Annotated in this window: 19 protein-coding genes; 11 read left to right on the top strand and 8 right to left on the bottom strand. The window is 61.2% G+C overall.

Features of this window, described 5'->3' with window-relative positions:
• Position 1 precedes the first annotated feature (1 nt).
• The gene (uvrA, locus tag P353_RS22910; RefSeq protein WP_034374857.1) at positions 2 to 3,070 is read right to left on the bottom strand and encodes an excinuclease ABC subunit UvrA; all 3,069 of its coding nucleotides are present in this window, start codon (positions 3,068 to 3,070) and stop codon (positions 2 to 4) included.
• A gap of 226 nt (positions 3,071 to 3,296) precedes the next feature.
• Here uvrA and P353_RS22905 point away from each other — a divergent pair, with 226 nt between their 5' ends.
• The 5 genes from P353_RS22905 to P353_RS28565 all read left to right on the top strand — a co-directional run bounded on the left by P353_RS22905 (position 3,297) and on the right by P353_RS28565 (position 8,451).
• The gene (locus P353_RS22905) at positions 3,297 to 4,469 is read left to right on the top strand and encodes an MFS transporter (RefSeq protein ID WP_034375187.1); all 1,173 of its coding nucleotides are present in this window, start codon (positions 3,297 to 3,299) and stop codon (positions 4,467 to 4,469) included.
• A gap of 273 nt (positions 4,470 to 4,742) precedes the next feature.
• Positions 4,743 to 5,294 (top strand): single-stranded DNA-binding protein, encoded by a 552-nt coding sequence (gene ssb / locus P353_RS22900; protein WP_034374855.1) that lies wholly within the window; start codon positions 4,743 to 4,745, stop codon positions 5,292 to 5,294.
• A gap of 316 nt (positions 5,295 to 5,610) precedes the next feature.
• Positions 5,611 to 6,327: an FHA domain-containing protein gene (locus P353_RS22895; RefSeq protein WP_034374853.1), complete on the top strand. Its 717-nt coding sequence runs from the start codon at positions 5,611 to 5,613 to the stop codon at positions 6,325 to 6,327.
• Between the two features lie 194 nt (positions 6,328 to 6,521).
• Positions 6,522 to 6,986 (top strand): pilin, encoded by a 465-nt coding sequence (locus P353_RS28570; protein ID WP_034374851.1) that lies wholly within the window; start codon positions 6,522 to 6,524, stop codon positions 6,984 to 6,986.
• Between the two features lie 70 nt (positions 6,987 to 7,056).
• A complete protein-coding gene (locus P353_RS28565; RefSeq protein ID WP_080750655.1) occupies positions 7,057 to 8,451 on the top strand; it encodes an O-antigen ligase family protein in 1,395 nt (464 codons plus the stop codon).
• Between the two features lie 11 nt (positions 8,452 to 8,462).
• Here P353_RS28565 and moaC read toward each other — a convergent pair whose 3' ends face one another.
• Positions 8,463 to 8,924: a cyclic pyranopterin monophosphate synthase MoaC gene (gene moaC / locus P353_RS22885; RefSeq protein ID WP_034375186.1), complete on the bottom strand. Its 462-nt coding sequence runs from the start codon at positions 8,922 to 8,924 to the stop codon at positions 8,463 to 8,465.
• 207 nt (positions 8,925 to 9,131) lie between these two features.
• Here moaC and P353_RS22880 point away from each other — a divergent pair, with 207 nt between their 5' ends.
• Positions 9,132 to 10,796: a M48 family metalloprotease gene (locus P353_RS22880; protein ID WP_034375184.1), complete on the top strand. Its 1,665-nt coding sequence runs from the start codon at positions 9,132 to 9,134 to the stop codon at positions 10,794 to 10,796.
• Here P353_RS22880 and P353_RS22875 read toward each other — a convergent pair.
• The 3 genes from P353_RS22875 to P353_RS22865 form a co-directional block, all read right to left on the bottom strand.
• On the bottom strand, positions 10,755 to 11,105 hold the full coding sequence (locus P353_RS22875) for a phage holin family protein (RefSeq protein ID WP_034348032.1): 351 nt from the start codon (positions 11,103 to 11,105) through the stop codon (positions 10,755 to 10,757). The genes P353_RS22880 and P353_RS22875 overlap by 42 nt on opposite strands.
• A 109-nt stretch (positions 11,106 to 11,214) precedes the next feature.
• Positions 11,215 to 11,688 (bottom strand): hypothetical protein, encoded by a 474-nt coding sequence (locus P353_RS22870; RefSeq protein WP_034374849.1) that lies wholly within the window; start codon positions 11,686 to 11,688, stop codon positions 11,215 to 11,217.
• Positions 11,689 to 11,830: 142 nt separating this feature from the next.
• Positions 11,831 to 12,586, bottom strand: a complete 756-nt coding sequence (locus P353_RS22865) for a TerC family protein (RefSeq protein WP_003066777.1) — start codon at positions 12,584 to 12,586, stop codon at positions 11,831 to 11,833.
• Positions 12,587 to 13,011: 425 nt separating this feature from the next.
• Between P353_RS22865 and P353_RS22860 the strand changes: the two genes are divergently transcribed.
• Positions 13,012 to 13,458 carry a DUF3717 domain-containing protein gene (locus P353_RS22860; RefSeq protein ID WP_034374847.1) on the top strand — a complete coding sequence of 149 codons (447 nt, stop codon included), beginning with the start codon at positions 13,012 to 13,014 and terminating at the stop codon, positions 13,456 to 13,458.
• A 128-nt stretch (positions 13,459 to 13,586) separates the two neighbouring features.
• Here the strand turns inward: P353_RS22860 and P353_RS22855 are convergent, their stop codons facing one another.
• Together P353_RS22855 and purB are read right to left on the bottom strand one after the other, a co-directional pair.
• Complete coding sequence (locus P353_RS22855; RefSeq protein WP_034374846.1) at positions 13,587 to 14,147, bottom strand: YaeQ family protein; 561 nt, start codon at positions 14,145 to 14,147, stop codon at positions 13,587 to 13,589.
• A gap of 150 nt (positions 14,148 to 14,297) precedes the next feature.
• Positions 14,298 to 15,677: an adenylosuccinate lyase gene (purB, locus tag P353_RS22850; RefSeq protein WP_034375182.1), complete on the bottom strand. Its 1,380-nt coding sequence runs from the start codon at positions 15,675 to 15,677 to the stop codon at positions 14,298 to 14,300.
• Between the two features lie 170 nt (positions 15,678 to 15,847).
• Between purB and P353_RS22845 the strand changes: the two genes are divergently transcribed.
• On the top strand, positions 15,848 to 16,465 hold the full coding sequence (locus P353_RS22845; protein WP_034374843.1) for a glutathione S-transferase C-terminal domain-containing protein: 618 nt from the start codon (positions 15,848 to 15,850) through the stop codon (positions 16,463 to 16,465).
• Between the two features lie 342 nt (positions 16,466 to 16,807).
• Here P353_RS22845 and glnE read toward each other — a convergent pair whose 3' ends face one another.
• Positions 16,808 to 19,600, bottom strand: coding sequence for a bifunctional [glutamate--ammonia ligase]-adenylyl-L-tyrosine phosphorylase/[glutamate--ammonia-ligase] adenylyltransferase (gene glnE / locus P353_RS22840; protein ID WP_034374842.1), 2,793 nt, complete (start codon positions 19,598 to 19,600; stop codon positions 16,808 to 16,810).
• Between the two features lie 182 nt (positions 19,601 to 19,782).
• On the opposite strand from glnE, the gene P353_RS22835 reads away from it, so the two are divergent.
• Genes P353_RS22835 through P353_RS22825 form a run of 3 tightly spaced genes read left to right on the top strand, consistent with a single transcriptional unit; the run spans position 19,783 to position 26,728 of the window.
• Positions 19,783 to 23,844, top strand: a complete 4,062-nt coding sequence (locus tag P353_RS22835) for a YhdP family protein (protein ID WP_052084982.1) — start codon at positions 19,783 to 19,785, stop codon at positions 23,842 to 23,844.
• Complete coding sequence (locus P353_RS22830) at positions 23,841 to 24,656, top strand: carbon-nitrogen hydrolase family protein (RefSeq protein WP_034374837.1); 816 nt, start codon at positions 23,841 to 23,843, stop codon at positions 24,654 to 24,656. The genes P353_RS22835 and P353_RS22830 overlap by 4 nt, the downstream gene beginning before the upstream one ends.
• The gene (locus tag P353_RS22825) at positions 24,653 to 26,728 is read left to right on the top strand and encodes a two-component system sensor histidine kinase NtrB (RefSeq protein ID WP_034374835.1); all 2,076 of its coding nucleotides are present in this window, start codon (positions 24,653 to 24,655) and stop codon (positions 26,726 to 26,728) included. The genes P353_RS22830 and P353_RS22825 overlap by 4 nt, the downstream gene beginning before the upstream one ends.

Genomic DNA, 26,728 nt, shown 5'->3' with positions numbered 1-26,728 from the left:
GTCAGTCCTGGCTTGTGGTCGATTTGGCTTTGGATTTGGCGGGAGCCTTGTCCAGATAGGGCTTGAGGTAGCGGCCCGTCACGCTGGTCGGGTTGGCCGCAACTTCCTCTGGCGTGCCCTGGGCTACAACCTGGCCGCCGCCCGAGCCGCCCTCTGGGCCCATGTCGATCAGCCAGTCGGCGGTCTTGATGACGTCGAGGTTGTGCTCGATCACGACGATGGTGTTGCCTGCATCGCGCAGCTGGTGCAGCACTTTCAGGAGCAGGGCAATGTCGGCGAAGTGCAGGCCGGTGGTGGGCTCGTCGAGGATGTAGAGGGTGCGGCCGGTGTCGCGCTTGGACAGCTCCTGCGCGAGTTTGACGCGCTGGGCTTCGCCCCCCGACAGCGTGGTCGCGCTCTGGCCCAGGCGGATATAGGACAGACCCACGTCCAGCAGGGTCTGCAGCTTGCGCGCAATGCTGGGCACGTCCTTGAAGAAGGCATGAGCGTCTTCGACCGTCATCTCCAGAATCTGCGAGATGTTCCGGCCCTTCCACTGCACTTCCAGCGTCTCGCGGTTGTAGCGCTGGCCGTGGCAGAGGTCGCAGGGCACGTAGACATCGGGCAGAAAATGCATTTCCACCTTGACCACGCCGTCGCCCTGGCAGGCTTCGCAGCGGCCGCCTGAGACGTTGAACGAGAAACGCCCGGGGCCGTAGCCGCGCTCCTTGGCGGTATTGGTTTCGGCCATCAGCTCGCGGATCGGCGTGAACAGGCCGGTATAGGTTGCGGGGTTGCTGCGCGGCGTGCGGCCGATGGGTGACTGGTCGACGTTGATGACCTTGTCGAAATAGTCGATGCCCGCGATGTCGTCATGCGCCGCCGGCTCGGTGCCTGCGCGGTGTATCTGGCGTGCCGCTTCGGCATACAGCGTGTCGTTGACCAGGGTGGACTTGCCCGAACCGGAGACACCGGTCACGCAGGTGAACAGGCCGACGGGGAAGTCCACCGTCACGTTCCTGAGGTTGTGGCCGCGCGCGCCTTGCACGGTCAGCGCCTGCAGGTCGGTGCGCGCCTTGCTCGCGGACTCCCGCTTCTTGGCGGCAGTAACGGGAAAGCGCGATGTGCTCTGGGCGGCCTCGGCTTCACTTTCCTTGCGCAGCACGGGCAGCCAGGCGGTGCGGTGCCTGGGAACAGGAATGCTTTGTACGCCGCTCAGATAGCGGCCTGTGGGCGAATCGGGGCTGGCCTTGATGTCTTCGTAGCTGCCCTGGGCCATGATGCGGCCGCCATGCACGCCGGCGCCCGGGCCCATGTCGATGATCTGGTCGGCCGCCCGCATCATGTCTTCGTCATGCTCGACCACGATCACGCTGTTGCCGATATCGCGCAGATGCTCGAGTGTCGCAATCAGCTTGTCGTTGTCGCGCTGGTGCAGGCCGATGGAGGGCTCGTCCAGCACATACATCACGCCTGTCAGGCCCGAGCCGATCTGGGACGCCAGGCGAATGCGCTGGGCTTCGCCGCCCGAGAGCGTGTCGGCGCTGCGATCCAGGCTCAGGTAGGACAGGCCAACATCGTTGAGAAACAGCAGGCGCGAGGCGATCTCGCGCACGATCTTGTCCGCAATCTCTGCCTTGGCGCCGGTCATGCTCAGCTGCTTGAACCAGCCCAGCGCATCGGCCAGCGTGGCATGACTGACTTCATAGATGGAGCGGGCCTGCTCGCCATCGCCCACGCGCACAAAGCGTGCTTCGCGGCGCAGGCGCGTGCCTTCACATTCGGGGCATTTGCGAATGCTGCGCAGCTTGGCCAGATCGTCGCGCACGACCTGGGATTCGGTCTCGCGAAAGCGGCGCTGAATATTGGGAATGATGCCTTCGAACGGGTGCGACTTGATAAAGGCTTCGCCCTTGCGCTCGCCGCTCTCGAAAACATAGTTGAACTCCATGGACTCGTCGCCCGAGCCAAAGAGAATCACGTCGCGCACCTTCTCGGGCAGCTCCTCGAACGCCGTCTCGGTGCTCACGCCATAGTGTTTGGCCACGCTCTCCAGCATGGAGAAGTAGTAATTGTTGCGCTTGTCCCAGCCCTTGATGGCGCCGCTGGCCAGGCTCAGCGACGGGAAGGGAACGACGCGGTCGGGGTCGAAGGCTTCGCTGTTGCCCAGGCCGTCGCAGGCCTGGCAGGCCCCCATCGGGGAGTTGAAGGAGAACAGGCGTGGCTCCAGCTCGGGCAGGGAGTAGTCGCAAAGGGGGCAGGCGAACTTGGCGCTGAACAGGTGCTCCTTGCCTCCGTCCATCTCCAGCGCGATGACGCGGCCGCCGGCATCGGCACCGCCGGCGCGCAAGGCGGCCTCGAAGCTCTCGGCCAGGCGCTGCTTGACGTCTTCGCGCACCTTGACGCGGTCTATCACCACGTCGACGTTGTGGCGCTCGTTCTTCTCCAGCTTGGGCAGGGACTGGGCATCGTAGATCTGCCCGTCGACACGAAAGCGCACATAGCCCTGGGCCTGCAGCTGCACGAAAAGCTCGGCGAACTCGCCTTTTTTCTCGCGCGCCAGGGGGCCGAGGATCATCAGCCTGGTGTCCTCGGGCAGTTGCAGCACGCTGTCCACCATCTGGCTGATGGTCTGGGCCTGCAGCGGCAGATTGTGGTCGGGGCAGAACGGCGTGCCGGCACGGGCGTAGAGCAGGCGCAGATAGTCGTTGATCTCGGTCACCGTGCCCACGGTGGAGCGCGGGTTGTGGCTGGTGGCCTTTTGCTCGATCGAAATGGCGGGCGACAGGCCCTCGATCAGATCAACGTCGGGTTTGTCCAGGCGGCCCAGAAACTGGCGTGCATAGGCCGAGAGACTCTCCACATAGCGACGCTGGCCTTCGGCGTACAAGGTGTCGAAGGCCAGGCTGGACTTGCCCGAGCCCGACAGACCGGTGATCACCACCAGCTGGTTGCGGGGAATGTCCAGGTCGATGTTCTTGAGGTTGTGCGTGCGTGCGCCGCGAATGGCGATGCGTGTCTGCGCCAGAGAACGGCCAAGATAGAGGCTGTCATCGTGGACTTCAGATGGCGAATCAGGCTTCAGGGACACGGGCGCTCCAGACGGGGAAAACTCTCCATGATAGTCAGACGGGCTTGCGCGTGACTAGATGATCCAGGTTCACGGACAATCTACGGTTTTATTTCCTCTCTTTTGCCCGGCAGTGATTTAGTTAACCTGGGCATAAGACTTTGACTCTTGGCAAAATCTGAGCGTGAAAAAAATCAATACCTCCCCCAGCGCGGGCACGCAGGGCACGGACAAATCCTCCACCACCATGACCTCCCAGGAACGCCGCTCCAGCGGCGCCCTGGCGCTGATCTTTGCGCTGCGCATGCTGGGCCTGTTCCTGGTGCTGCCCGTCTTCATGCTGGAGGCACGCAAATATCCGGGGGGTGACGATCCGGCCATGATCGGCCTGGCCATGGGCCTGTATGGCCTGACCCAGGCCCTGTTCCAGCTGCCCATCGGTCTGGCCTCCGACCGTATCGGCCGCAAGCCGGTCATCGTCGCCGGCCTGCTGGTGTTTGCGGCGGGCAGCCTGATTGCGGCCATGGCCGACTCGCTGACCGGCCTGATGGCGGGGCGTGCCATTCAGGGCGCAGGCGCCGTGTCTGCCGCGGTCACGGCCCTGCTGGCCGATCTGACGCGCGATGGCGTACGTACCAAGGCCATGGCTCTGGTGGGCGGCAGCATCGGTCTGATGTTTGCACTGGCACTGGTGCTGGCACCGCTGCTCAACGCCTGGATCGGGCTGTCCGGCATCTTCGGCCTGACCTGCGCGCTGGCGCTGGCCGGCATTGCCGTGGTTTTGTGGGTGGTGCCGCCCGAGCCCAGGCAGCATGCCAATGCGCCCAAGGGCCGGTTCAGCGAGCTGCTGGGCCAGTCCGATCTGCTGCGCCTGAACTTCGGCGTCTTCATTCTGCATACCGTGCAGATGTCCATGTGGGTTGCCGTGCCGGCCATGCTGGTACAGGCCGGCCTGGCCAAGGAGCAGCATTGGCACATCTATCTGCCGGCCGTGCTGCTGTCCTTTGTGGCCATGGGCCTGCTGTTTTCCATGGAGCGCAAGGGCAGGCTGCGCACGGCCTTGCTGGGGGCCATCGGTTTGGTACTGGTAGTGCAGATCGGTCTGGGCATGCTGGCCGCCAGCGGCACCATTCCGACGGTCTGGTGCATGGCACTGCTGATGTTTCTGTTTTTCTGCGGCTTCAATGCTCTTGAAGCCACCCAGCCAAGTCTGGTCTCGCGCATGGCGCCGGCGCCGCTGCGCGGTGCGGCCTTGGGGGCCTACAACACGCTGCAGTCGCTGGGGCTGTTTGCCGGCGGCGCTGTCGGTGGTGCAGTCGCCAAATTTGCGGGCGTGCCGGGTTTGTTCATCATGACGGCGGTGCTGGTTGCCCTGTGGCTGGTCGTGACCTGGCCGCTGCGCCCGGTGGGCCGTCACTGACTTACAGCAACCCCCCCTGAGGCGCTGTGCGCCTAGGCGGCCCCGCCTTCCCCCTCTCTGTTACGCGGAGGGGGACGCAGCCCTCGCAGCGGGGCTGCCCTTGCCCGGCTGCTCGCGCGCAGTGGCCCCCTTTCCTGCTGGGGCACCATGTATCGCCGTGATGGGATATAGGGCAATCCCGTGCTCTTCATGGCTGGCTTGGGGCAGAATACGAGGTTCATTGGTTCGGGACCTTTCTTGACTGCCCGGGCCACTTTTTGAAAAGGTATCTCTATGGCATCCGTCAACAAAGTCATCATCGTCGGCAATCTGGGTCGTGACCCCGAAATGCGCACCTTCCCCAGCGGCGATCAGGTGGCCAATGTGACCATCGCCACCACAGACCGCTGGCGCGACAAGAACACTGGCGAAAACCGCGAAGCCACCGAATGGCACCGCGTGGTCTTCAACGGCAAACTGGCCGAAATCGTGGGTCAGTACCTGCGTAAAGGCAGCCAGGTCTATGTGGAAGGCAGCCTGCGCACCCGCAAGTGGACCGACCAGGCCTCCGGCCAGGAACGCTACGCCACCGAAATCCGTGCCGATGCGATGCAGATGCTGGGCAGCCGCCAGGGTGGTGGTCAGCAGCAAGGCGGCTACGGCAGCGACGATGGCTATGGCGAAAGCAGCTATCAGGCGCCCGGCCGTCCGGCTCCCGCGCCCATGCAGCAGCGCCCCGCACCAGCGGCCCCCATGCAGCAGCGTTCTGCTCCTGCACCCATGGCTCCTCCTCCCCAGCGCGCAGCTTCGGGGTTTGACGACATGGATGACGACATCCCGTTCTAAACCACGGACAGGTGGCTGCCGCCACTTTGCAAAGATTTGCAAAAAAGCCCGCGCTTTCAACGAGCGCGGGCTTTTCTTATATGGCGACTTGATAGATTGCAGGTGCGATTCCAAAGATGCTGCAGACGAATGACAGCAAGGTTGAAAATTTCAATCGAATAGCTGGCTTCATCGAATTAGTGAAATAAGATGCAGCATGCAAGCGCGTTTCATCCAGTTACGATTGATGATTGAGCGCTGAGTCACACACTCAAGTGGGAGTGGTCCTAGCCAGTGCAGCCAAGCGAGACTTGGCGTTTCCTCAGGAGCTTCGAGCATGCCGACTTTGGTCATCTCAATCGACGGCGCAGTCATCAAGGAAGTACAGCTCACCAAGGAGCGCACGACCTTGGGTCGTCGTCCTTACAACGACATCGTGATCGAGAATCTGGCGGTCAGCGGTGAGCATGCCGTGCTCACCATCTCTGGCGGCAAGGTCAGCATTGAAGACCTGCGCAGCACCAATGGCACCTATGTCAACGGTCGCGCCATCCAGAGGCAGGACCTGTTCAACGGCGACCTGCTGGATATTGGCCGCTACAAAATCCGCTTTCTCGATACCGTGATTGCTGATACGAATACGCCATCTGCCCAAGGCGGCAAAAAGGCGCTGGCGCATATTTCCGAAGAGGCAGACAGCGGCTACGCCAAACTTGCCAGCCCCTCAGGATTTGGTGAAATCTCCAGCTTCAGCTCCACCATCCAGGGCTCGCTCGCCGCGCTGCCTGAGCGCCACGCCGTGATTCGCATGCTCACCGGCAGCCTGGCCGGCAGGGAAATACCTCTCTTCAAGGTCGTCACCACCCTGGGCAAGCCCGGCGTGGCCATCGCCTCCATCACCCAAAAACCTCATGGCTTTGTGCTCACCCAACTGGAGGGCGCAAGCGAAGACCTCAAGCTCAATGGCCAGGTGGTGGGCCCTCTGTCTGTGCCACTGCTCAATGGCGACACGGTGGACCTGGCGGGAAGCACCATGCGCTTCGTCGTGGAGTGACTGGCCGGCTTCGGCTTGACTTGTGCCAAGAGCCTGACAAATTTGTCATTACTTGTGACGAGAACGCCAAAACTGTTACTCAAACTCGCTTGAATGTTGCCAAACGTGTCGTCTGTTGCGGGCTCTGCCTCTGTCAAATTGTTGGCATGCAGCTTGCTTGATACCTTGGGTCTCATCCAACTAGGGAGTTTGAAATGAAGCGTTCCATTCAAAAGGGTTTCACCCTGATCGAACTGATGATCGTTGTGGCGATCATCGGTATTCTGGCTGCCGTGGCTTTGCCTGCTTATCAGGATTACACGGCAAAATCGCAAGTTACTGCAGCTTTGGCAGAAATTACGCCAGCGAAGACAAACATTGAAGCAAAGTATGCTGAAGGTCTGACTACGGCTATCGCTTCTGCAAACGACGCTACAACAGCTAAATCTGTTGGCCTAACCAATAATGTCACTTCTCGTTGCAGCGGCATTACTATTGCCGCTGCTACTGATGGCGCTGCCTCTGTTGCTTGCGCACTCAAGGGTGCTTCTGTATTGGGTACAACACCTACTGTGACATGGACTCGTGCGGCTGATGCTGCTGGTGTTGCTGGTGTTTGGACTTGCTCAACAAGTGCGAAGCAAAAATACTCTCCTAAAGAGTGCGCTGGTACGACCTAATATTCCTCTGGATTTTAAAAAAAGAGCCTTCGGGCTCTTTTTTTATTCGTAGTAGAGAAGGGAGCATTTAATGAATGAAAAATTCATGAATGGTGGATTATATTTAATATGCCCTATATGGGTTACTTTTTTTTATCTGGTAAATGATACTTTATTGCCATCACTTAGTTGGCATGACTCTCAAAGAATTGGTCAAATTGTATTGATAATATATGCTATTTTTTTTGGTGTTATTTTTAAATTATTTGAAATAAAGACAAAACAATTTTACTTTTTACTTGGATTTTTAATATTGGGGGTTATTTCTTCTTCTCAAGCAAATTTGACAATATGGTCATTTACGGAGATGGCCATGATCCTGGGTTGCTATGGGTTTGGTTTATTCATATATAGAATATTTTGTTCTAACAATAATATTGAAAAACTTTCCTTTTTTATATTGTTTTTAACAACTTCTTCTTTGATTTTATATTTTGTAATTGCTTATATTTCATCCCTTTATTTGAGGCTTGACTTTGATGCGTGGGGGTTTATCAAGGGATTTACAAATCCAAGATTTTTTGGTCAGTTTTGTACTTTGGTAATTCCGATTTTGATTGCCCCAGTTTTGATGAGAAGCAAATGGGATAAAGCTTTTTATATTCTGGTTTGCATGGTTGCATTTATGGCCATAGCATCAGGAACTCGTGGAACTTTTCTTGGAGTTGGGTCTGTTGCTGCTCTCTATCTTTTCCTGAATTCGGTATGTAGAAAATTCTCATTAATGATAGTGAAAATTTTCCTAACTGCATTTTTTATGCAATTGTTTTTTATAGATTTTTTGCCAAAGTATTTAAATATTTTTGTTGAAAATAATGCCTTGGAGAGGAAGGTAATTGGTTTGTCAGCGAGAGATTTTCTTTGGTTGCAAGCAGTGGAGATGATCGCAGATAAACCATTTTTTGGTTTTGGGCCAATGCACTTTGCAAATATTCAAAAAGCAATTGCGAGCCATCCGCATCAATTATTTTTGCAAATTTTCTCAGAATGGGGAATTATTTTCGGATTATTGTTTATTATTGCTTTTGTTAAGGTCGTCAATCTAATAATAGTGGAAATAAAATATTCGTATATTAATAAGAGTGAAGAATCAAAAATAATATATATTTGTTTGGCTGCCTCAATTTTTGCATCTCTAGTGCAGAGTATGGTAGATGGAGTTTTCGTAATGCCGTATACGCAAATATTATTTGTCTATATGGCTGCATGGATTTCATCTATGCATTGTAGGAATATTGAGATATTGAATACTAAGACTTTATCCTGGAGAGGGGGAATATTAAGCTTAATACTTATATGTTCCGTATGTATATTGATTTATTCATTTTTTCCAGGAAGTCATACACATATAGATGCTACGAGAGATAAATATTTGTCTAATTTTGGGTTTTTAAAGCCTCGTTTCTGGTTAAATGGTGAAATCTAAATCCATTGCGCTCAATCAGATTTCCCTCCCCGCTTCTCCAATACCCTGACTCCGTCCATCACCATCTCTTTATCCACCGCCTTGCACATATCGTAGATAGTCAGCAATCCGACCTGCACGGCGGTCAGGGCTTCCATTTCCACGCCGGTCTGGCCTTTTAGCTCGACAGTTGCGGTGCAACGGATGGAATTGGATTCCGGCTCCAGCTCGAACTCCACGGCGACGCGGGTCAGAGCCAGGGGGTGGCAAAGCGGGATGAGGTCGCTGGTCTTTTTGGCGGCCATGATGGCGGCGATGCGGGCCACGCCCAGCACGTCGCCTTTTTTGGCCGTGCCGGCCTGCACAATGGCCAGGGTCTCGGGCTTCATGTTGATGCGGCCTTCGGCGACGGCGATGCGGTGGGTGCTGGGCTTGGCACCGACGTCCACCATATGGGCCTGGCCCTGGGCGTCGAAGTGGGTAAGAGAGGACATGGCGGTTCTTTCCGGCAGCAGATGGGTTCGGCTCTGCGGCTCAATCAAGGTTGGATGGGTGGTGGGTGGTGGGTGGCGGCTATACCTGGGCATCACAGGCGGGCATCTCGCCGCATCCATCAATCAAGGCATCATAGTGGGGTGTTGAACGGTCGGCATATGGAAGATCCGTATGTCGGCAATGCTGTGATTGCCATGCCATTTTTGATGCCAAAACTGCGTACAGTTCATATTCTAAAAACGCTGACAGCTTCTGTTTTGATAGCTATTCAGGCCGTATCCCCACTGGCTTCCTCTGCGCAGGCGGCGGGCTTGCCGACCCTGGGCGACGGTGCATCGTCGCTGACCACGGGCGAGGAGCGGCGTCTGGGCGATTCCATCGTCCGAGAGCTTTACCGCGATCCCGACTATCTGGACGATCCGGTGCTGCAGGAGTATGTGGAAGGCATCTGGCTGCATCTGCAGGATGCGGCGCGCAAGAATGGCGAGCTGTCGCCCGAGTTGGAGGAGCGCTTTGCCTGGACGCTGCTCCTGGGCAAGGATCGCCAGGTCAATGCGTTTGCGTTGCCCGGCGGCTATATGGGCGTCTATCTGGGACTGATCGGTGTGGTCAGCAGCGGCGATGAGCTGGCATCGGTCATTGCCCATGAAACCAGCCACATCACCCAGCGCCATATTGCCCGCATGATGGCTCAGCAGGGCAAGCAGACGCCGCTGATGCTGGCTTCCATGCTGCTGGGTGCCCTGGCGGCCACGCGCAGTCCCGATGCAGCCATGGCCATCATGATGGGCGGCCCGGCGGCCGTGATGCAAAACCAGTTGAACTTTTCGCGCGCCATGGAGAGCGAGGCGGACCGCATGGGTTACAGCCTGATGTCTCCTGCCGGTTTTGCTCCCCAGGGCTTTGTGAGCATGTTCGGCAAGCTGCAGCAGGCCAGCCGGCTCAATGACAACGGCAGCTGGCCCTATCTGCGCAGCCACCCCTTGACCACCCAGCGTATCGCGGACATGGATTCGCGCATTCCGCCCGGCAAGCGTGCGGCGGAGCCTGTGCCGACGCTGGAGCATGTGATGATGTCGGCCCGCGCACGGGTGATTTCCAACCCCGGTGTCGAGGTGCGTCGTCAGTGGGCCACGCTGCCGCGTTCCGGCAGTTTTTCCAGCCTGGGCCAATTCGAGCAGGTCGCTCAGCTCTATGCGGCCACGCTTAGTGCCATGTATCTGCGCGACTGGCCGCTGGCGCGCGAGATGGCGCAGCGGCTGCTCGCGGCGACGGCGGGCAATGCGCCAGCGAATATTCAAGCCAAATGGCTGAATGCTGAGCTCGAATTCAAGGCCGACAACCCGCAGGGGGCCTTGGCGGCCTTGCCCTTGCAGTCGGTGATGGCTCCCCAGGCAGCAGCCCCCAAGGTGACGGCCAGCGGCAATCTGGCCGGGCCGCGCGAGGCCGGGCCACGTGAGGCCGGGCCCAGCCTGGCCACGATTGACGTGGTGGAGCGGGTTGCACCGCGCAGGCCAGAGCTGTTGCTCAAGACGGAAATCCTGCTCAGGCTCAACCAGGCTGGCTCCATGGCCGGCCCCTTGCAGACCTGGGTGACGGACCATCCCCGCGATGGCTCTGCCTGGCAGACGCTGGCGCGCGTATGGCGCAGCCAGGGTCAGGAAATGCGAGCCCTGAGGGCCGAAGCAGAGGCCCAGGTGGCGCACTATGACTACGCGGCAGCGGTGGATCGCTTCAAGGCGGCGCAGGATCTGGCCCGCAAGGCCGGTGCCGGTGCCGATTACTTCGAGGCGTCCATCATCGACACGCGTTTGCGTGCCGTGGAAGAGTTACTCCGGGAACAGCTGCGCGACAAGGCGATCAATAAGTAGGCCCAGCACCGAGTAGATCAGCGCTCCCAGCATGGCGGCCCAGAAGCCCGTGACATGGAAGCCGCCGAGGATGCCGGAGGCCATCCAGAACATCAGGCCGTTGACCACCAGCAGGAACAGACCCACGGTGATGATGGTCACGGGCAGCGTCAGTATCACCAGGATGGGGCGAATGATGGTGTTGAGCAGGCCGATGACCAGGGCCGCAATCATGGCCGAGCCGAAGCTCTGTACCTGAACGCCGCTGTAGACATAGGCGACTGCGAGAAGAGCCGCCGCGCAAAGAAGCCATTTGACGAGGATTTTCATGCTGGCCAGCATAGCAGCAGGCTGTGTCTGCGGTCATCGCGGCACATCATAAAAAAAGCCTTGCGAGGCTTTGGCCGCGCAAGGCTTATTCAGAGAGAGCTTGAAGCTCTTAAATCGAGAGCGATTCCTCGATCACAAAACCCATCATGGCGGCAATCGCCGCCATGGTGCCGGGCAGATTCCAGCGGCCGCCGGTGGCGCCTGTCTTGGCGTTGGCCTTGACGGGAGCGGCTTGCACGACCTCCTGCTTGGGGCGGCGGGCGTCGATGATCTGCGCTGCGCCATGTTCCTGCTGCAGCTCGGTGACCAGCTCGGTCAGCGGGCCCTTGGCCAGCACGGCGGTGACCTTGCCTCCTGTCGTCGCCATCACGGGCATCAGCGCCGCAAACAGCTTCTCTGCCCATTTGCCGCGCCAGTTCTCGCGAGCGCGATGGCTGACCCATTTGCTCACACGGTGGGTCATGCGCGGAGCACAGGCCACCAGCAACCAGTGGGAGGAAGCCGCCTGGCTCGATCCCGCCAGTGCCTCGAGCATAGGCTGGGCGTATGTGGCGTCATCCACGTAAACAATGATGGGATTCAAAGTGCGTCCTAACTGGAACGAAGGTTGAAGAATGCGGCACATCTGTAGGAATGCGCCGACTTGTTTCTATTGTGAGTCGTGAAGGCTGCGGTCAGTTCCCGCATTCCTTCACGAATTGCTGGAATTGCTGGGTTTTCCAGATTTAGTGGGCTGCAACCGCAGGGCGGCGGCTGGCAATGAACTTGCCCAGGGCCAGAACCAGCAATGCGCCGCCGATATGGGCTGCCCAGTACAGGGTCTTGGAGATCTCGGCCAGACCTTGTGCATCGGTCGTGCCCAGCTTGGGCATCCACAGCCACTTATCGGTGTTCACGAACACGGGGTCGGTCACGAACATGCCGCCCGCAATCCAGCCCAGCAGCATGCCGCCGGCCACGATGATCATGGGGAAGCGCTCCATCAGCTTGATGACCAGCTGCGAGCCCCAGACGATGATGGGCACGGAAATCAGCAGACCCAGCACGATCAGCAGCATCTGGTGGTCGCCCGAGCTCTGGGCTGCGCCGGCGATGGCGATCACGTTGTCCACGGACATCACCAAGTCGGCCACGATGATGGTCTTGATGGCGGCAAACAGCTTGTCGCTGCCTTCGATGTTGTCGTGACCTTCGTCATCGGGAGCAATCAGCTTGATACCGATCCAGATCAGCAGTATGGCGCCCACGACCTTCAGGAATGGCAGCTGCAGCAGCACCATGGCAAAGGCGATCAGGATGATTCGCAGGATGATGGCGCCGGCAGTACCGTAGATGATGCCCTTGCGGCGTTGCTCGGGGGGCAGCTTGCGGCAGGCCAGTGCGATCACGACCGCATTGTCGCCGCCGAGCAGGATGTCGATGATGATGATTTGGCCCAGCGCAATCCAGAAGGGCGTGTGGGTCAGAAAGTCCAGATCCATGTGATTTTTCCTCGTTGTGGAATGCCGCCGGTGCAGTCTGCATAGGTTTGGCACTTGACGCCAGCGGGTGAAGACCAAGGTGACGTAAGTCGAAGCGCAAACCCGCGCGAGGAATCGTGCAGGGGCAGACACTTTGATTGACCGTCATCGGCCTATCAAAGGTCTTGCTCGATTGCAGCCTGGCTGCAAACCGCATGGCCGGAAGCTTGCGCTTCGTATTGACGACCATCCGCTCATGACGCAAAGCATGCGCCCGATAAGCTACTCCCCTTCGAAGCTGCGCATTTCAACACAGCAGGCATGGGATTTCAAGTTTCAAATCCCATCTAGTTCACAGGTTTTATATTGAGCAACCGTCTTGCAGCGCCTTTGCACAAAGCACAGGCAGCTACCAAAAACGAAGCAACCTTGCTGACGCAGGCCTCATGGCAGCGGCTTATGATGCCTGCTCCATGACTGCTATTCACATCACCGACATCGAAGCTGCCATCAATTACTGGCGAGGCCGCGCTCCATCGCCCGACGGCGTGCTGCTGGCACCCGAGCTCAAGGCTCTGGCCGAGGTGTATGCGCTGATGATTTATGCCTGCGAGTCCGAGGTGGCGGTGGAGGGCTTCCCGTCACATGCCATGGCTGCCTGGCTGGCCTGGTTCGACACCATGCCCGATACGCCTTGCATTGCCATCTGCTCCACCAGTCAGGGCGACGAGAAATGCAAGGGCTGCGGCCGCAGTTTCGACGAGGTGCAGCACTGGACGGCCATGGAGCCTGCCGAGAAGCGGGTCGTATGGCGTCGCATCACGGTCGAGGGCGATTCCTGGCGCTTCAACCGCTATGCGGAGCGCGCCGTGGAGCGTAAACACACCCCCTGAGGCGCTACACGCCCAGGCGGCCCCGCGCCTTCCCCGTCTCTCGCTTAGCGGGATGGGGACGATGCCATCGCTGCGGGGCGGCCCTTGCTCGGCACCCCCGCGTCAATGCCCTGTCTCAGGTCTGTGCCTTACTTCCAGCGCGTGGGCTCGACAAACACCGTGCCCAGATTGCTGGACAGCGTGAGCTGGCCTTCCTGTATCGTGGCCTGCAGCTGCATGCTGCGCTCGGCCAGCGAACCCAGTTGCTGGGCCACTTCCGAGTCGATGTAATGCACTTCCAGCTTGCTTTGGCGGGCCAGCTTGCCTTCCAGACCCTTCCACCAGACATGGGCGGCGTGGTTGAAGGGGTAGACCAGCATATGGTCCGACTTGTTGCAGGCCTTGGTGATGGGCTTTTCGTCGGGCTGGCCGACTTCGATCCACAGGCGCTTGTGGCCGGTGTAATCGGTGATGTGCACGTCCGGATCGTCGGGGTCGGACAAACCAATGCCAAAGCCCAGCGTGCCGTCACCATTGCACAGGTCTTGCAGCTTCCAGGCGTTCAGCGCCAAGGCCACCAGGCGCACCATCATGCGGTCATCTGTTTCGCTGGGATGGCGCGCCAGTGTGAGATTGTGGTCGGCGTAGTAGTTGTGGTCGATGTCGGCAATCGACAGATTGGCTTTGAAGATGGTGGACTTGATGGCCATGGCGGTGCTGCCCGCAGGCAGTCCTTTTGAAAACTATCAAAAACAAGAGCTGCCAGCGCCAATCAACGTTGGCTTTGGCAGCTCTTTGATGCTGAAAAGCTTGAGTATCAAGCGCTAGCAGCTATCCTTTTTGCGGATCAAACTTGCGGATCAAACGCGCTTGGCCAGCTCGGCAGCCTTGCCGATGTAGGAAGCAGGCGTCATGGCCAGCAGGCGGTCCTTGTCGGCCTGGGGAATTTCCAGACCGTTGATCAGGCGGTGCAGGTCTTCGGCCAGCACGGTCTTGCCGCGCGTGACTTCCTTGAGCTTTTCGTAGGCGCCTTGTACGCCATAACGGCGCATCACGGTCTGGATGGGCTCGGCCAGCACTTCCCAGGCGTGGTTCAGGTCGTCCTGCAGGCGCTCTTCGTTGAGCTCGAGCTTGTTCAGACCGGTCATCAGCGAGGCGTAGGCCAGCGTGGTGTAGCCGAAGGCCACGCCGATGTTGCGCAGCACGGTGGAGTCGGTCAGGTCACGCTGCCAGCGGCTGATGGGCAGCTTCTCGGCCAGATGCTTGAGCATGGCGTTGGCCATGCCCAGATTGCCTTCGCAGTTCTCGAAGTCGATGGGGTTGACCTTGTGGGGCATGGTGGACGAGCCGATCTCGCCGGCCTTCAGGCGCTGCTTGAAGAAGCCCAGGGACACATAGCCCCAGATGTCGCGCGACAGGTCGATCAGGATGGTGTTGGTGCGAGCCATGGCATCGAACAGCTCGGCCATGTAGTCATGGGGCTCGATCTGGATGGAGTAGGGCTGGAAGCTGATGCCCAGACCCTTGGGCTCGGCCGATTCCACCACGTTCTGGCTGAAGGCTTCCCAGTCGAACTCGGGCCAGGCCGAGAGGTGGGCGTTGTAGTTGCCCACGGCGCCGTTCATCTTGCCCAGGATCTTCACGCCGGCGATGTTGGCAGCGGCCTTTTGCAGGCGCACGACCACATTGGCCAGCTCCTTGCCCACGGTGGTGGGAGAGGCGGTCTGGCCGTGCGTGCGGCTGAGCATGGGCACTTCGGCGTAGAGGTGGGCCATCTCGCGCAGCTTGGCGATGATGCCGTCGATGGCGGGCAGCAGCACGGTGTCGCGGCCGACGCGGATCTGCAGCGCGTGGCTGGTGTTGTTGATGTCTTCGCTGGTGCAGGCAAAGTGCACGAACTCGGCCGCCTTCTGCAACTCGGCGCGACCGTCGAACTTGGACTTGATCCAGTACTCCACGGCCTTCACGTCGTGGTTGGTGGTCTTCTCGATGGCCTTGATGGCGTCTGCATCGGCTTCAGAGAAGTTGGCGACCAGCGCGTGCAGATAGTCACGCGATTCGGCCGACAGCGCGGGGAATTCGGCAAAGCCGGCATCCGACAGCGCGATGAACCAGGTCACCTCGACCTGAACACGGCGGTGCATATAGCCGTATTCGCTCATGATGGGGCGCAGTGCGGACAGCTTGGCGGCGTAGCGGCCGTCCAAGGGAGAGATGGCGGTGAGGGAGGACAGGTTCATGGTGGCGCAATTGTAGGTGCGCTGCATCAGTCGCACGCAGCGCTGGGTTGCTCGGCGGCCGTGGCTGGCATGCATGCAAGAGCTTTGCGGCGGCAGCCGTGCCGTCATGCCAGCGCATAGAATCATTGCACCGGCCCGTCGCCGGTGACTCGTGTCATGGAACCGCTGCTATGAAACTAATAGGCTCCACCACCAGCCCCTTTGTGCGCAAAGTCCGCGTCGTGCTGGCCGAAAAGAAGCTGGACTATCAATTCGTCGAAGAGAACCCCTGGGAGGAAGCGCTTTCACCCGGTACGGGCAATCCTCTGGGCAAGGTGCCGCGTCTGGTGATGGACGGCACGGAGGCCATGTTCGACTCGCGCGTCATCGTCGAATATCTGGACACACTTTCACCGGTCGGCAAGCTGATTCCGGGCACGGGCCGCGAGCGCGCCGAGGTCAAGACCTGGGAGGCCCTGGCCGACGGCATGCTGGACGCTGCTGTTCTGGTGCGGCTGGAGGCCACCTGGCCCGGCCGCAGCGCCGAGCAGCGCAGCCAGGCCTGGATGGATCGCCAGATGGGCAAGGTCCGGGCCGCGCTCAAGGTCATGTCGCAGGGATTGGGCGAGAAGCCGTTTTGCTGCGGTGGCACGCATCTGACGCTGGCCGATATCAGCGTCGGCTGTGCCCTGGCCTGGCTGGATTTCCGCTTTCCCGAGATGGACTGGCGCGCCGAGCATCCGAATCTGGCCGCCTTGCTGGCCAAGCTGGCGGCGCGCCCCAGCTTTTTGAACACAGTGCCCCACTGAGTGGCTGCATGCCGTCAAAGAAAAAGGCCACTCGGAAGTGGCCTTTTTTGGGGGCATAAAAAAGCTGCGAAGCATCCCGAAACGAATTAAGAGAGGGAGGGAGGAGAAGCGCTCCGGGGATTGTTCAATGGGCGTACCCAAGGGCTTCGCAACTGGAAATTGGTGAATGCAGACCTGTCAGTTCATTGCACTTGACTATCAGATAAGACACTGTTGCAGAAGTTCCAGTCCCCGTGGGTTTCATTTTTGTAACAATTTGGCAATGCCTGTAGGCAAATCTTGATGGATGCTGCCAGCGCCTTGAAAAGCGGGTGCTCACCAATCTCCAGTCCCTTGGAGCAGCTAGCTGCCTTGCGTTGAAGCGACAGGCCCGAACACCGCAGTCCAGAGCTTGAGTACCGCTTCGCGCTGGGCTTGGGCCTGCTCTGGCTCCAGCTGTCCGGAGCGCTCATCCAGTCTTGCCACGTGTTGCAGGCGACGCAGCTCGCGGTAGGCCTTGGCTGCTTCATAGCCCACGGCCTTGGGCAGCAGGCCCGCGTCTTCGGCGCGCTGCAGCAAGGCGATATTGCCCACGTTGGCAATCAGCTCGCGGTGTGCACCGGATTCGGCCAGCACCAGGTACTGCACGGCAAATTCCACATCCACCATGCCGCCGGGGCTGTGCTTGACGTCAAACAGGCCGCCGCGTACCGGGTGGGCGCCACGCACCCGCTCACGCATGGTTTCAATCTCGTTGCGCAGCGCCGCGGCATCGCGCGGCGCGGTGATGACGGCTTCGCGCACCGCATCAAAGCGCTGATGCAGGTGCAGATCGGTCGCGGGCCCGCCAGCAGGCGAGGGAAAGTCGCGGCTGCCCAGTACAAAGCGGGCACGCGTCATGGCCTGGTGTTCCCAGGTCCAGGCAGTGTTGCTGCCGCGCTGCTGCTGGTAATTGGCATAGGACTCGAAGCTGGTCACCAGCAGACCGGAGTTGCCGTTGGGGCGCAGCGCGGTGTCGATCTCGAACAGATCGCCTTCACCGGTCTTGACGGTCAGCCAGTTGATGAGCTTGCGCACATAGGCCGCGTAGACCTCGGGCGCGCGGTCATCGTCGTCATCGAAGACGAAGACGATGTCCAGATCGCTGCCGTAGCCCAGTTCCTTGCCGCCCAGCTTGCCGTAGCCCACGATGCCGAAACGTGGCGTATCGCGATGGCGGCTCTTGAGCCGGCTCCAGCACCATTGGGCCGTGATGCGCAGCACGCTGTCGGCCAGGGCGCTGAGGTCGTCGGCCACTTGCTCTACGGTAATGCGGCCTTCGATATCGCGCGCCAGCGTGCGGAAGACTTCGGCATGGTGGGCGCGGCGCAGCAGATTGAGCAGGGTCTCGTCGTCGTCCTCTCCCGTGGACTGCAGGGCTGCCAGGCGCATGGCCAGCTCGTGCTCGAAGTCTGCTGCGACAAAGCGCTCCTTGAGGATGGCGTCGCTGGCCAGCTCATCGATCACTCCGGGGTGTTGCTGCAGGTAACGTGCTGGCCAGCGTGCCGCTCCCAAAAGATGTAGCAATCTCTCGTGAACTGCCGGGCGTTCCAGCAGCAATGCGAGGTAGCTTTCACGGCGCAGCAGGGGCTCCAGCCACTGCAGAAAGCGTTTGGCGGCTTCTTCGCTGGACTGACCGCTTTCCACCCATTGCGAGGTGCGCTCCACCAGCCTGAACAAACGGGCCCGCGTCTCGTCGCGCAGGCCGTTGATGCGGCTATTGCTGCGCCAGTCGGCGACCTGCCCGGCCAGCGAGGGGGGCAGGGCCTCGATCAGGTCTTCGATGTCTCTGGGCGTGGGCGGTCCGCCTGCCGCTGCCTTGGCGGCATTGCAGTGACCGTTGCTGCATTGCTGGGAGTCACCGCCGAGCAAGGTGTCGAACTCCTGCGCCACCAGTTCGCGGTGCTCGTCGAGCTGGTGCAGAAAGCCGCAGGCATCGTCATAGCCCAGGGTGCGCGCAATCCACAGCAGATCATCGTCGCGTGTGGGCAGCACATGGGTCTGCTGATCGTCCAGATACTGGATGCGGTGCTCCACCTGGCGCAAGAAGATGTAGGCGCGGCTCAGCGCATCGGCAATCTCGGCGCTCATCAGATTGGCCTGCACCAGGCGCTGCAGCGCTTCCAGCGTGGGTCGACGGCGCAGCTCGGGGAACTGGCCGCCGCGCACCACCTGCAGCAGCTGCACGATGAATTCGATCTCGCGGATACCGCCGCGCGAGAGCTTGACGTCGTTGGCGCGCTCGGGATGGCCCGCACTGCGCTTGGAGGCGTGGTCGCGGATCTGGCGGTGCAGGCTGCGCAGCGAGTCGAACACCGCATAGTCCAGATAGCGGCGGAACACAAAGGGCAGCACCACGCCGCGCAGGGCCTGGACGTTGGGGGTCTGGATATCGGCCAGCGGCGCCACGATGCGGCTCTTGAGCCAGGCAAAGCGCTCCCACTCCCGGCCGTGAATCTGCAGATACTCCTCCAGCGAGGACAGCGAGACGGCGGGGGCGCCGGAATTGCCGTTGGGTCGCAGGGCCAGGTCGACGCGAAAGACAAAGCCGTGCTCGGTGGTGTCGCCGATCAGGCTGAAGATGCCCTTGACGGCACGGCCGAAGTACTCGTGGTTGGAAATCACGCCGCGCCCGTCGGCCTGGCCCCGGGTGTCGCCGTCATGTTCGTAGACGTAGATCAGGTCGATGTCGCTGGAGACATTGAGCTCGCGGGCACCTAGCTTGCCCATGCCTATGACCCAGAACTGGACTTCCTGACCTGTCGGCCCCTGAGGCGCGCCGTGCCGGGCATCCAGTTCGGTACGTACCTGGGTGCAGGCACGATCCAGGGCCAGCTCGGCCAGCTCGGTGACGGCCTTGGTCACCACGCCAAGAGCAGCGCCTTGCTCGCAGTCCAGCACGATGATGCGCTCCATCACCAGCTGGCGCAGCACGCGCAGCGCGGCGGAGAGATCCAGGCCGCGCGAGTGCAGCGTGCCCAGGGCCTGCTCCATCAGGGACCGGTCGGGGGCTCCCGGCGGCAAGGCGTCAAACCAGTTCTCGTAACGGCGGTGAAGACGCTGCACAAAGCGCGAGTACAGGGCCGGGGAAGGAACGTTGAGGGCGTTTTCTGCCATTGCTTGCTCTGGGGACTGCATGCGGACCGTAAAAAATGATGTCAGGCAGGCAGGTAATCAGCTCGGCAACGTGTGGTTACCGAAACGCGCACGGGGCGCCGGTCATAATTCCTGCCATTGCTAGGCCACCGATGATCGAACCGAAACCACTCCCAACTCGCCAAATTCATAGGCTGGCCAGCTTGGCACGGTGGTCTCTCGGACTGGTCCTTGGCCTGTGGCTGCTGCTGGCCACCGTGTGGGGGGTGCTCCATTTCTGGATTGTGCCGCGAATCGAACAGTGGCGCCCCGAGCTGGAATCCCTGGCCTCACGCACCCTGGGTGTACCGGTTTCCATTGGCCGGCTGCATGCGTACCGATCGGGTCTGGTGCCGACTTTCGAGCTGGGCGACGTGGTCCTGCATGACCCTGCGAACAAGAGTGAGGCCTTGCTGCTGCCCAAGGTGGTGGTGGCGGTCTCCGCCCATTCGCTGATGACCCTGGGCGTCGAGCAGATATATCTGGAAGGGCCGGATCTGACGGTGCGCCGCGATGCCGACGGCCAGATCTTTGTGGCCGGCATTGCCGTGTCATCCGATCCGGGGCAGGGGGGCGACTCCGACTGGATCTTCTCCCAGCCCGAAATCGCCATCCGCAGCGGCAAGCTGCAGTGGGTGGACGAGCTGCGCAATGCCGCGCCCTTGCAACTGCAGGATGTGGATCTGGTGCTGCGCAACAAGCGCTGGCATCACTCCCTGCGGCTGGATGCCACGCCGCCGCAGGCCTGGGGCCAGCGCTTTACGGTCATGGGCAACTTCAAGGAGCCGTTGCTGTCGGTGCATGAAGGGCGTCTGGAGCGCTGGAGCGGACAGGCCTATCTGGACTTCACGCATATCGACCTGTCCCATCTGGGCCAGTATCTGGGTCCGCAGGACTGGAAGCTGCAGCAGGGCAAGGGCTCGGTCAGGGCCTGGCTGGATGTGGAGCACGGCCAGCCCGTGGGGGGGGTGGCCGATGTCGCGGTACAGGCGCTGCAACTTCAATGGCGGGACAGACCTGAGCCCCTGGCCCTGCAGGCCTTGCGGGGGCGCCTGCGGGCCAAGAACCAGAACGGTTACCAGTTTTCCGTCCAGGGATTGCAGTTCACGGCCGATGACGGCCTGAACTGGCCCAGAGGCGATTTCAGCCTGCGCTATGTGCCGACCGGCGCTTCCGAGCAGGGCAGCCAGGGCGAGCATGGCGATGTTCAGGCCGATGGCATCGACCTGGCCATTGCGGCGCAGGTGCTGCAGCGTCTGCCCCTGCCGCAGTCCGTGCAGACCCAGCTCAAAGCGCTTGCGCCGGCGGGACAGCTGAGTGATCTCAAGCTGTCGTGGCGCGGACCTCTGCAGCAGCTGGCGCAGTACAAGGCTTCGGGGCGGTTCGAGCAGCTGGGATTGCGCTCCCAGGCTTCGCAGGAGGGCCCCCACAGCATAGGCATTCCAGGCGTGCGTGGCTTGAGCGGCAAGTTCAGCCTGGACCAGGACAGCGGCGAGGCCACGCTGACCAAGGCGCCGGCCGCCAATCAGGCCATGCTGAGCTTTCCCGGCGTGTTTGAAGACCCCGACATCCCGTTCGACCAGTTCGACAGCCTGGTGCGTTGGCAACTGCTGGACAAGGGCCAGTCCATCAAGGTGCAGGTGCCCCGGCTGCGTTTCGCCAATGAGGACACGGCTGGCCAGGCACAGGCCAGCTGGCAGTCCGGTGCAGGGACCAAGGAGCAGCCGCGCTTTCCGGGGCTGCTGGATCTGCAGGGGCAGCTCAGCCGCGCCAAGGGGGAGCGCATTTACCGCTATCTGCCCCAGGACCTGGGCAGCGATGCGCTGCGCTATGTGCGCGAGGCCATCACCACGGGTCAGGCCAGCGCGGTGAACTTCCGCGTCAAGGGCGAGCTCGAGCATGTGCCGTTTGAAAAGCCGGGCAAGGGCGAGTTCCACATCAGCGCCCAGGTGCAGGGCGTGAACTACCAGTTCGTGCCTGGCTATCTGCTCGGGCCCGGCGAAAAGCCCTGGCCGCCGCTGACCCGGCTGTCGGGCGAGCTGGTGTTCGAGCGCAACTCCATGCAGGTGCGCAAGGCCAAGGGCTTTCTGGGGCATACCGCCATCGTGGTTGATGAAGCACAGGCCGGAGTGGCCGACTGGAACCTGACCGAGGTGGAGGTCAACGCCAAGGCTCATGGCGCCCTGGGCGATATGCTGAACCTGGTTCAAGGCTCTGCCCTGTCTGCGCTGACTGCCCATGTGCTCGATAGCAGCAAGGCCACGGGCAATGCCAGGCTCAGCCTCAGGCTGAATCTGCCCACGATGCATATGGAGCGCAGCAAGGTACAGGGTGAAGTGGCGCTGGCGGGCAATACGCTGCAGCTGATGCCCGAGGTGCCCGCGCTCAGCCAGTTGCGCGGCAATGTGCAGTTTTCGGAGACCGGCTTTCAGCTCTCGGGTGTGCAGGCCAAAGCGCTGGGCGGTGATGTGCGCATAGAGGGCGGCATGAAGCCTGGCGCCGATGCCGCCACGGCTCCGGTGCAAGTGCGTGTGGACGGTATTGCCACCGCCCAGGGCCTGCGAGATGCCAAGGAGATGAGCGAACTGGCAGCCCTGGGCAAGCATCTGCAAGGCCAGGCCCGTTATGGCTTGCAGATCAAGGTGCTGCACAGCGTGCCAGAAATCAGTCTGCAGTCCGACCTGCAGGGCATGGCGGTCATGTTGCCAGCTCCCTTGGGCAAGGCGGCCGACAGCTCCCTGGCCTTGCGTGTCAACCGCACAGTGCCAGCCGTGGCCAAGCCGCTGACCGATCAGTTCAGCGTGCAATGGGGCAATCAGGCCGCAGCCTTGCTGGAGCGCGATATCAGTGGGGCGCAGGCTCGCATCACACGCGGCAGCCTGGAGCTGGTGGAGGCGGGCAAGGCGGAAGCCGCTTTGCCGCCTGCGGGCCTGCAGGCCAGGGTGCAGCTGCCGGTGCTTGATCTGGATGCCTGGAGTCGTTTGTGGCCCGATGGCACAGGGGGCGCTGCCGATGGTCCCGGTACCGAGGAAGAGAGCTGGCGCCAGTTTGTGCCGCAGCAGTTGACGCTCAAGGCGCGCGAGGTCAAGCTCCATGGCCGCTCGCTCAATGATGTGTCCCTGCAGCTCAGCCATGCCAACAAGGTCTGGACCAACCAGATCCAGTCACGCGAGCTGGCGGGGCGTGTGGAGTATCGCGAGTCATCTGCGCAGGAGCCGGGCGGCCTTGTCATCGCCAAGCTCTCGCGTCTGAGCATTCCCGACGGCCCGGACGAAGGGCTGGATGCTGCTGCGGAACAGACCGGCAATGTGCGCGAGTTACCGGCCTTGCAGGTCAGTGTGGACGACTTTCAGCTGGGCAAGCGTTCGCTGGGCAAGCTGGATGTGGTGGCGCGCAATCAAGGGCTGTCCGCCGGCGCGGGGCAGCGCGAATGGCAGCTGTCGCGCTTCAATATCAGCACGCCCGAGGCGACGTTGACGGCCCAGGGTTCCTGGGGACTGCGCTCCAGTGACAAAAAGCACCCGGGTCAGACCCAGCTGCAGTTCCAGCTCAACCTGCGCGATGTGGGCAAGCTGCTCAATCGCTTTGACATGCCTGGCGTGGTTGCCAATGGACAGGGTCAGCTGCAGGGTGAAATCAGCTGGACAGGAGCGCCCGTGACGCCGGAGTTCAAGACCATGTCCGGCGCCGTGCATCTGGAGGTGCAAAAAGGCCAGTTCCTCAAGGCCGATCCGGGACTGGCCAAGCTGCTGGGCGTGCTCAGCCTGCAGTCCTTGCCCAGGCGGCTGACGCTGGACTTCCGCGACGTGTTCCGCAACGGCTTCTCGTTCGACTTCATGCGCGGCGATGTCACCATAGAGCGCGGCATAGCCAAGACGAATAACATGCAGATGAAGGGCGTGAACGCGGCCGTGCTGATGGAGGGCTTTGCCGATATCGACAAGGAAACTCAGGACCTGCATGTGGTGGTGGTGCCGGAGATCAACGCCCTGTCCGCCTCCCTGGTTGCGACGGCCATCAACCCCGTGGTGGGGCTGAGCAGCTTTCTGGCCCAGATGATTTTGCGTGGCCCGCTGATTGCGGCCACGACCAAGGAGTTCCATATCCACGGCAGCTGGGAAGACCCGCAGGTGACCGAGCTGCCCAGGCGCAGCGTGCCCAAGGCCGGTGCCGACGGCGTCGGAAAGCAGCCCGCTGCCGCTCCAGGCTCACAGGAGAAGCCATGAAGATTGCCGCTCTACAAATGGTCTCGGGTCAGGATGTCGCCGCCAATCTGGCCAAGGCGCGCAGCCTGATGCAGCAGGCCGCCGCCCTGGGCGCGGAGCTGGTGGTGCTGCCCGAGTATTTCTGTGCCATGGGTGCCAGGGACACCGACAAGCTGGCCTACCGTGAGGTTTTTGGCCAGGGGCCGATCCAGGACTTCATGGCCGCTGCCGCCAGGCAGCTGCAGCTGTGGGTGGTGGCCGGCACGCTGCCGCTGCAGGCCGCTGACGACAGCCACGTGCTCAACACCAGTCTGGTCTATTCACCCGAGGGCGAATGCGTGGCCCGCTACGACAAGATCCACCTGTTTCAGTTCGACAACGGGCGCGAGAGCTATACCGAGGCCGCCGTGGTGCAGGCGGGCAGCCAGCCCGTGGTCTGCGACATACAGGCCAGAGATGGCGTGAGCTGGCGCCTGGGCCTGAGTGTCTGTTATGACCTTCGCTTTCCCGAGCTGTACCGCGCGCTCAGCGCACAGGGGGCCGATCTGCTACTGGTGCCAAGTGCCTTCACCTACACCACGGGCCAGGCGCACTGGGAGGTGTTGCTGCGGGCGCGGGCGATAGAGAACCTGGCCTATGTGCTGGCACCGGGCCAGGGCGGCGTGCATGAAAACGGTCGTCGCACCTGGGGCCACAGTCTGCTGATCGATCCCTGGGGCGAGGTGCAGGGCCTGCAGGCCAGCGGCGCCGGCGTGGTGGCGGGAGAGCTCAATCGTGACCGCTTGCTGCAAGTGCGCCAGCAATTGCCGGCCTTGAGCCATCGTGTGCTGTGACTGATCCGCTGAATACCGCTCTTGACGAGCTGCCCGAGGACCATCCTGCCCATTGGCCCTGGCGGCGCTGGCGCATGGCCTGGAAGCGCTGGTCGCTATGGACCTTGCTGGTGGCACTGGTGGTCAGCATGCTGGTCACCATGGTCTGGCTGGCCGGGCGCTATGAAGCATCGCAGGTGCAGGAAAAGCTGGAGCGCGATACCGCCAATGCCGTTGGCGATATCCGTGCAGCGCTGGGGCGCAATCTGCAGGACCTGCTGGCGCTGAGCGCCTACAGCGGCAAGCATTCGACCTGGCGTGAGCATGCTACCGAGCTGCTGCAGCAGCGCCGTGACCTGATGCGCATCGAGTGGCGGGGCGAAAACATGCGCCTCATCGAGCATGCAGAGACGCCTTATCGCACCCTGCTGGTCGAAGACGAAAGCCATTTGCCAGAGCTGCATTCGGGCGAGGCACTGACCTGTACCCAGGCCAGACGCGTCAACGGGCCATCCTACTCGCCCAGCCGCTTCCAGCTGCTGGGCGAGGGCCTGGGCACGGAGACCATGCAGGTCTGCATGCCGCTGACGGAGAACGGCCATGTGGTGGGCTATGTGCTGGGCACCTACAGCCTGCAAGGCATTCTCATGGCCCAGGTGGGCAAGTCGCTGCCGCGCACCCAGGAGGTTTCGTTCACCGAGCCGGACGGCACGCGTCTGGCCATGGTGGGGGCCGCCTGGCGCGGCTCGCGCATGTTCACGGCCCAGCAGCTGCTGGATTTGCCCGGCAACACCCTGGTGCTGCGCATGGACAGCTGGCATCACGCGCCCAGCGTCTTTCCGAATGTGATGACGGCGCTGGTGACTGGCATGTCGATCGCGCTGGTGACCGTGGTGGTGGTGCTGGTGCGCGACAACCGTCGCCGCCTGCGAGCGGAGCGCGATCTGGGCGATGCGCTGGCCTTTCGCAAGGCCATGGAAGACTCCCTGGTCACGGGCATGCGTGCACGTGATCTCCAGGGCCGCATCACCTATGTGAACCCGGCCTTTTGCAACATGGTGGGCTTCAGTGCGCAGGAGCTGCTGGGCCTCAATGTGGCGCCTTACTGGCCGCCCGAGCTGGCCCAGGAATATGTGAGCCGGCGCGATCAGCGCCTTGCCGGCTTGCTGCCCACACCGCGCCAGGGCCACGAGAGCGTGTTCATGCGCAAGGACGGCTCGCGCTTTCCGGTGCTGATTTTCGAGGCACCGCTGATCACCGCCCAGGGCCAGCACACGGGCTGGATGAGCGCCTTCATCGACATCAGCGAGCAGCGCCGCATGGAGGAGATGTCGCGTGCCTCCCATGAGCGCCTGCAGGCCACGGCACGCCTGGCGACCGTGGGCGAGATGGCCTCCATGCTCAGCCATGAGCTGACACAGCCGCTGGCCGCCATTTCCAGCTATGCCACGGGCTCGCTCAATCTGCTGGAGCATGAGCCGGCTGACCCTCAGGCCCCGTATCTCAAGGACTTGCGCATGGCTCTGGGGCGCATCAATTTTCAGGCCGAGCGCGCGGGCAAGGTCATCAAGAGCGTGCGCGATTTCGTGCGCCGGCGCGACAAGTCCAGAGAGGCGGTGCAGCCCGTGGAGCTGATCGATGCCGTCATGCCTCTGGTCTATCTGCAGGCGCACAAGCTCAATGCACATGTGCAGCTGGAGCTGGAGCCCGATCTGCCGTGGGTGCTGTGCGATGTCACCATGGTCGAGCAGGTTCTGCTCAATCTGGCGCGCAACGGCATGCAGGCCATGGACCTGCCCGAGCTCAAGGAGAGGGTGTTGACCGTGGCTGTCAGGCGCAGTTCTGACGGTAATAACGCGCGTTGGGTAGAATTTTCCATCATGGACTGCGGCGCCGGCATTTCTGCGGAAGTCGCCGAGCAGCTGTTCACCCCCTTCTTCACCACGCGCACCGAAGGCATGGGCCTGGGCCTGAGCCTGTGCCGCACGGTGGTGGAGCAACATGGTGGTCACCTTGATTACCGCCCGCACCTCCCGCAGGGCACGGAGTTTGTCTTCACGCTTCCGGCCCACAGGGAACCCAGAGAGAACTAG

The sequence above is a fragment of the Comamonas testosteroni genome, from assembly GCF_000761245.1.
In the GTDB taxonomy this organism is placed as follows: Bacteria; Pseudomonadota; Gammaproteobacteria; order Burkholderiales; family Burkholderiaceae_C; genus Comamonas; species Comamonas testosteroni_C.
Note: the sequence above shows the minus strand (reverse complement) of the source record. Positions and strands in the feature narration are given on the sequence as shown.

Excerpts from the sequence above, each read along its gene's own strand:
- P353_RS22905 (WP_034375187.1), top strand. The coding sequence starts at position 3,297 with ATGACCTCCCAGGAACGCCGCTCCAGCGGCGCCCTGGCGCTGATCTTT.
- ssb (WP_034374855.1), top strand. The coding sequence starts at position 4,743 with ATGGCATCCGTCAACAAAGTCATCATCGTCGGCAATCTGGGTCGTGAC.
- P353_RS22895 (WP_034374853.1), top strand. The coding sequence starts at position 5,611 with ATGCCGACTTTGGTCATCTCAATCGACGGCGCAGTCATCAAGGAAGTA.
- P353_RS28570 (WP_034374851.1), top strand. The coding sequence starts at position 6,522 with ATGAAGCGTTCCATTCAAAAGGGTTTCACCCTGATCGAACTGATGATC.
- P353_RS28565 (WP_080750655.1), top strand. The coding sequence starts at position 7,057 with ATGAATGAAAAATTCATGAATGGTGGATTATATTTAATATGCCCTATA.
- moaC (WP_034375186.1), bottom strand. The coding sequence starts at position 8,924 with ATGTCCTCTCTTACCCACTTCGACGCCCAGGGCCAGGCCCATATGGTG.
- P353_RS22880 (WP_034375184.1), top strand. The coding sequence starts at position 9,132 with ATGCCAAAACTGCGTACAGTTCATATTCTAAAAACGCTGACAGCTTCT.
- P353_RS22875 (WP_034348032.1), bottom strand. The coding sequence starts at position 11,105 with ATGAAAATCCTCGTCAAATGGCTTCTTTGCGCGGCGGCTCTTCTCGCA.
- P353_RS22865 (WP_003066777.1), bottom strand. The coding sequence starts at position 12,586 with ATGGATCTGGACTTTCTGACCCACACGCCCTTCTGGATTGCGCTGGGC.
- P353_RS22860 (WP_034374847.1), top strand. The coding sequence starts at position 13,012 with ATGGCAGCGGCTTATGATGCCTGCTCCATGACTGCTATTCACATCACC.
- P353_RS22855 (WP_034374846.1), bottom strand. The coding sequence starts at position 14,147 with ATGGCCATCAAGTCCACCATCTTCAAAGCCAATCTGTCGATTGCCGAC.
- purB (WP_034375182.1), bottom strand. The coding sequence starts at position 15,677 with ATGAACCTGTCCTCCCTCACCGCCATCTCTCCCTTGGACGGCCGCTAC.
- P353_RS22845 (WP_034374843.1), top strand. The coding sequence starts at position 15,848 with ATGAAACTAATAGGCTCCACCACCAGCCCCTTTGTGCGCAAAGTCCGC.
- glnE (WP_034374842.1), bottom strand. The coding sequence starts at position 19,600 with ATGGCAGAAAACGCCCTCAACGTTCCTTCCCCGGCCCTGTACTCGCGC.
- P353_RS22830 (WP_034374837.1), top strand. The coding sequence starts at position 23,841 with ATGAAGATTGCCGCTCTACAAATGGTCTCGGGTCAGGATGTCGCCGCC.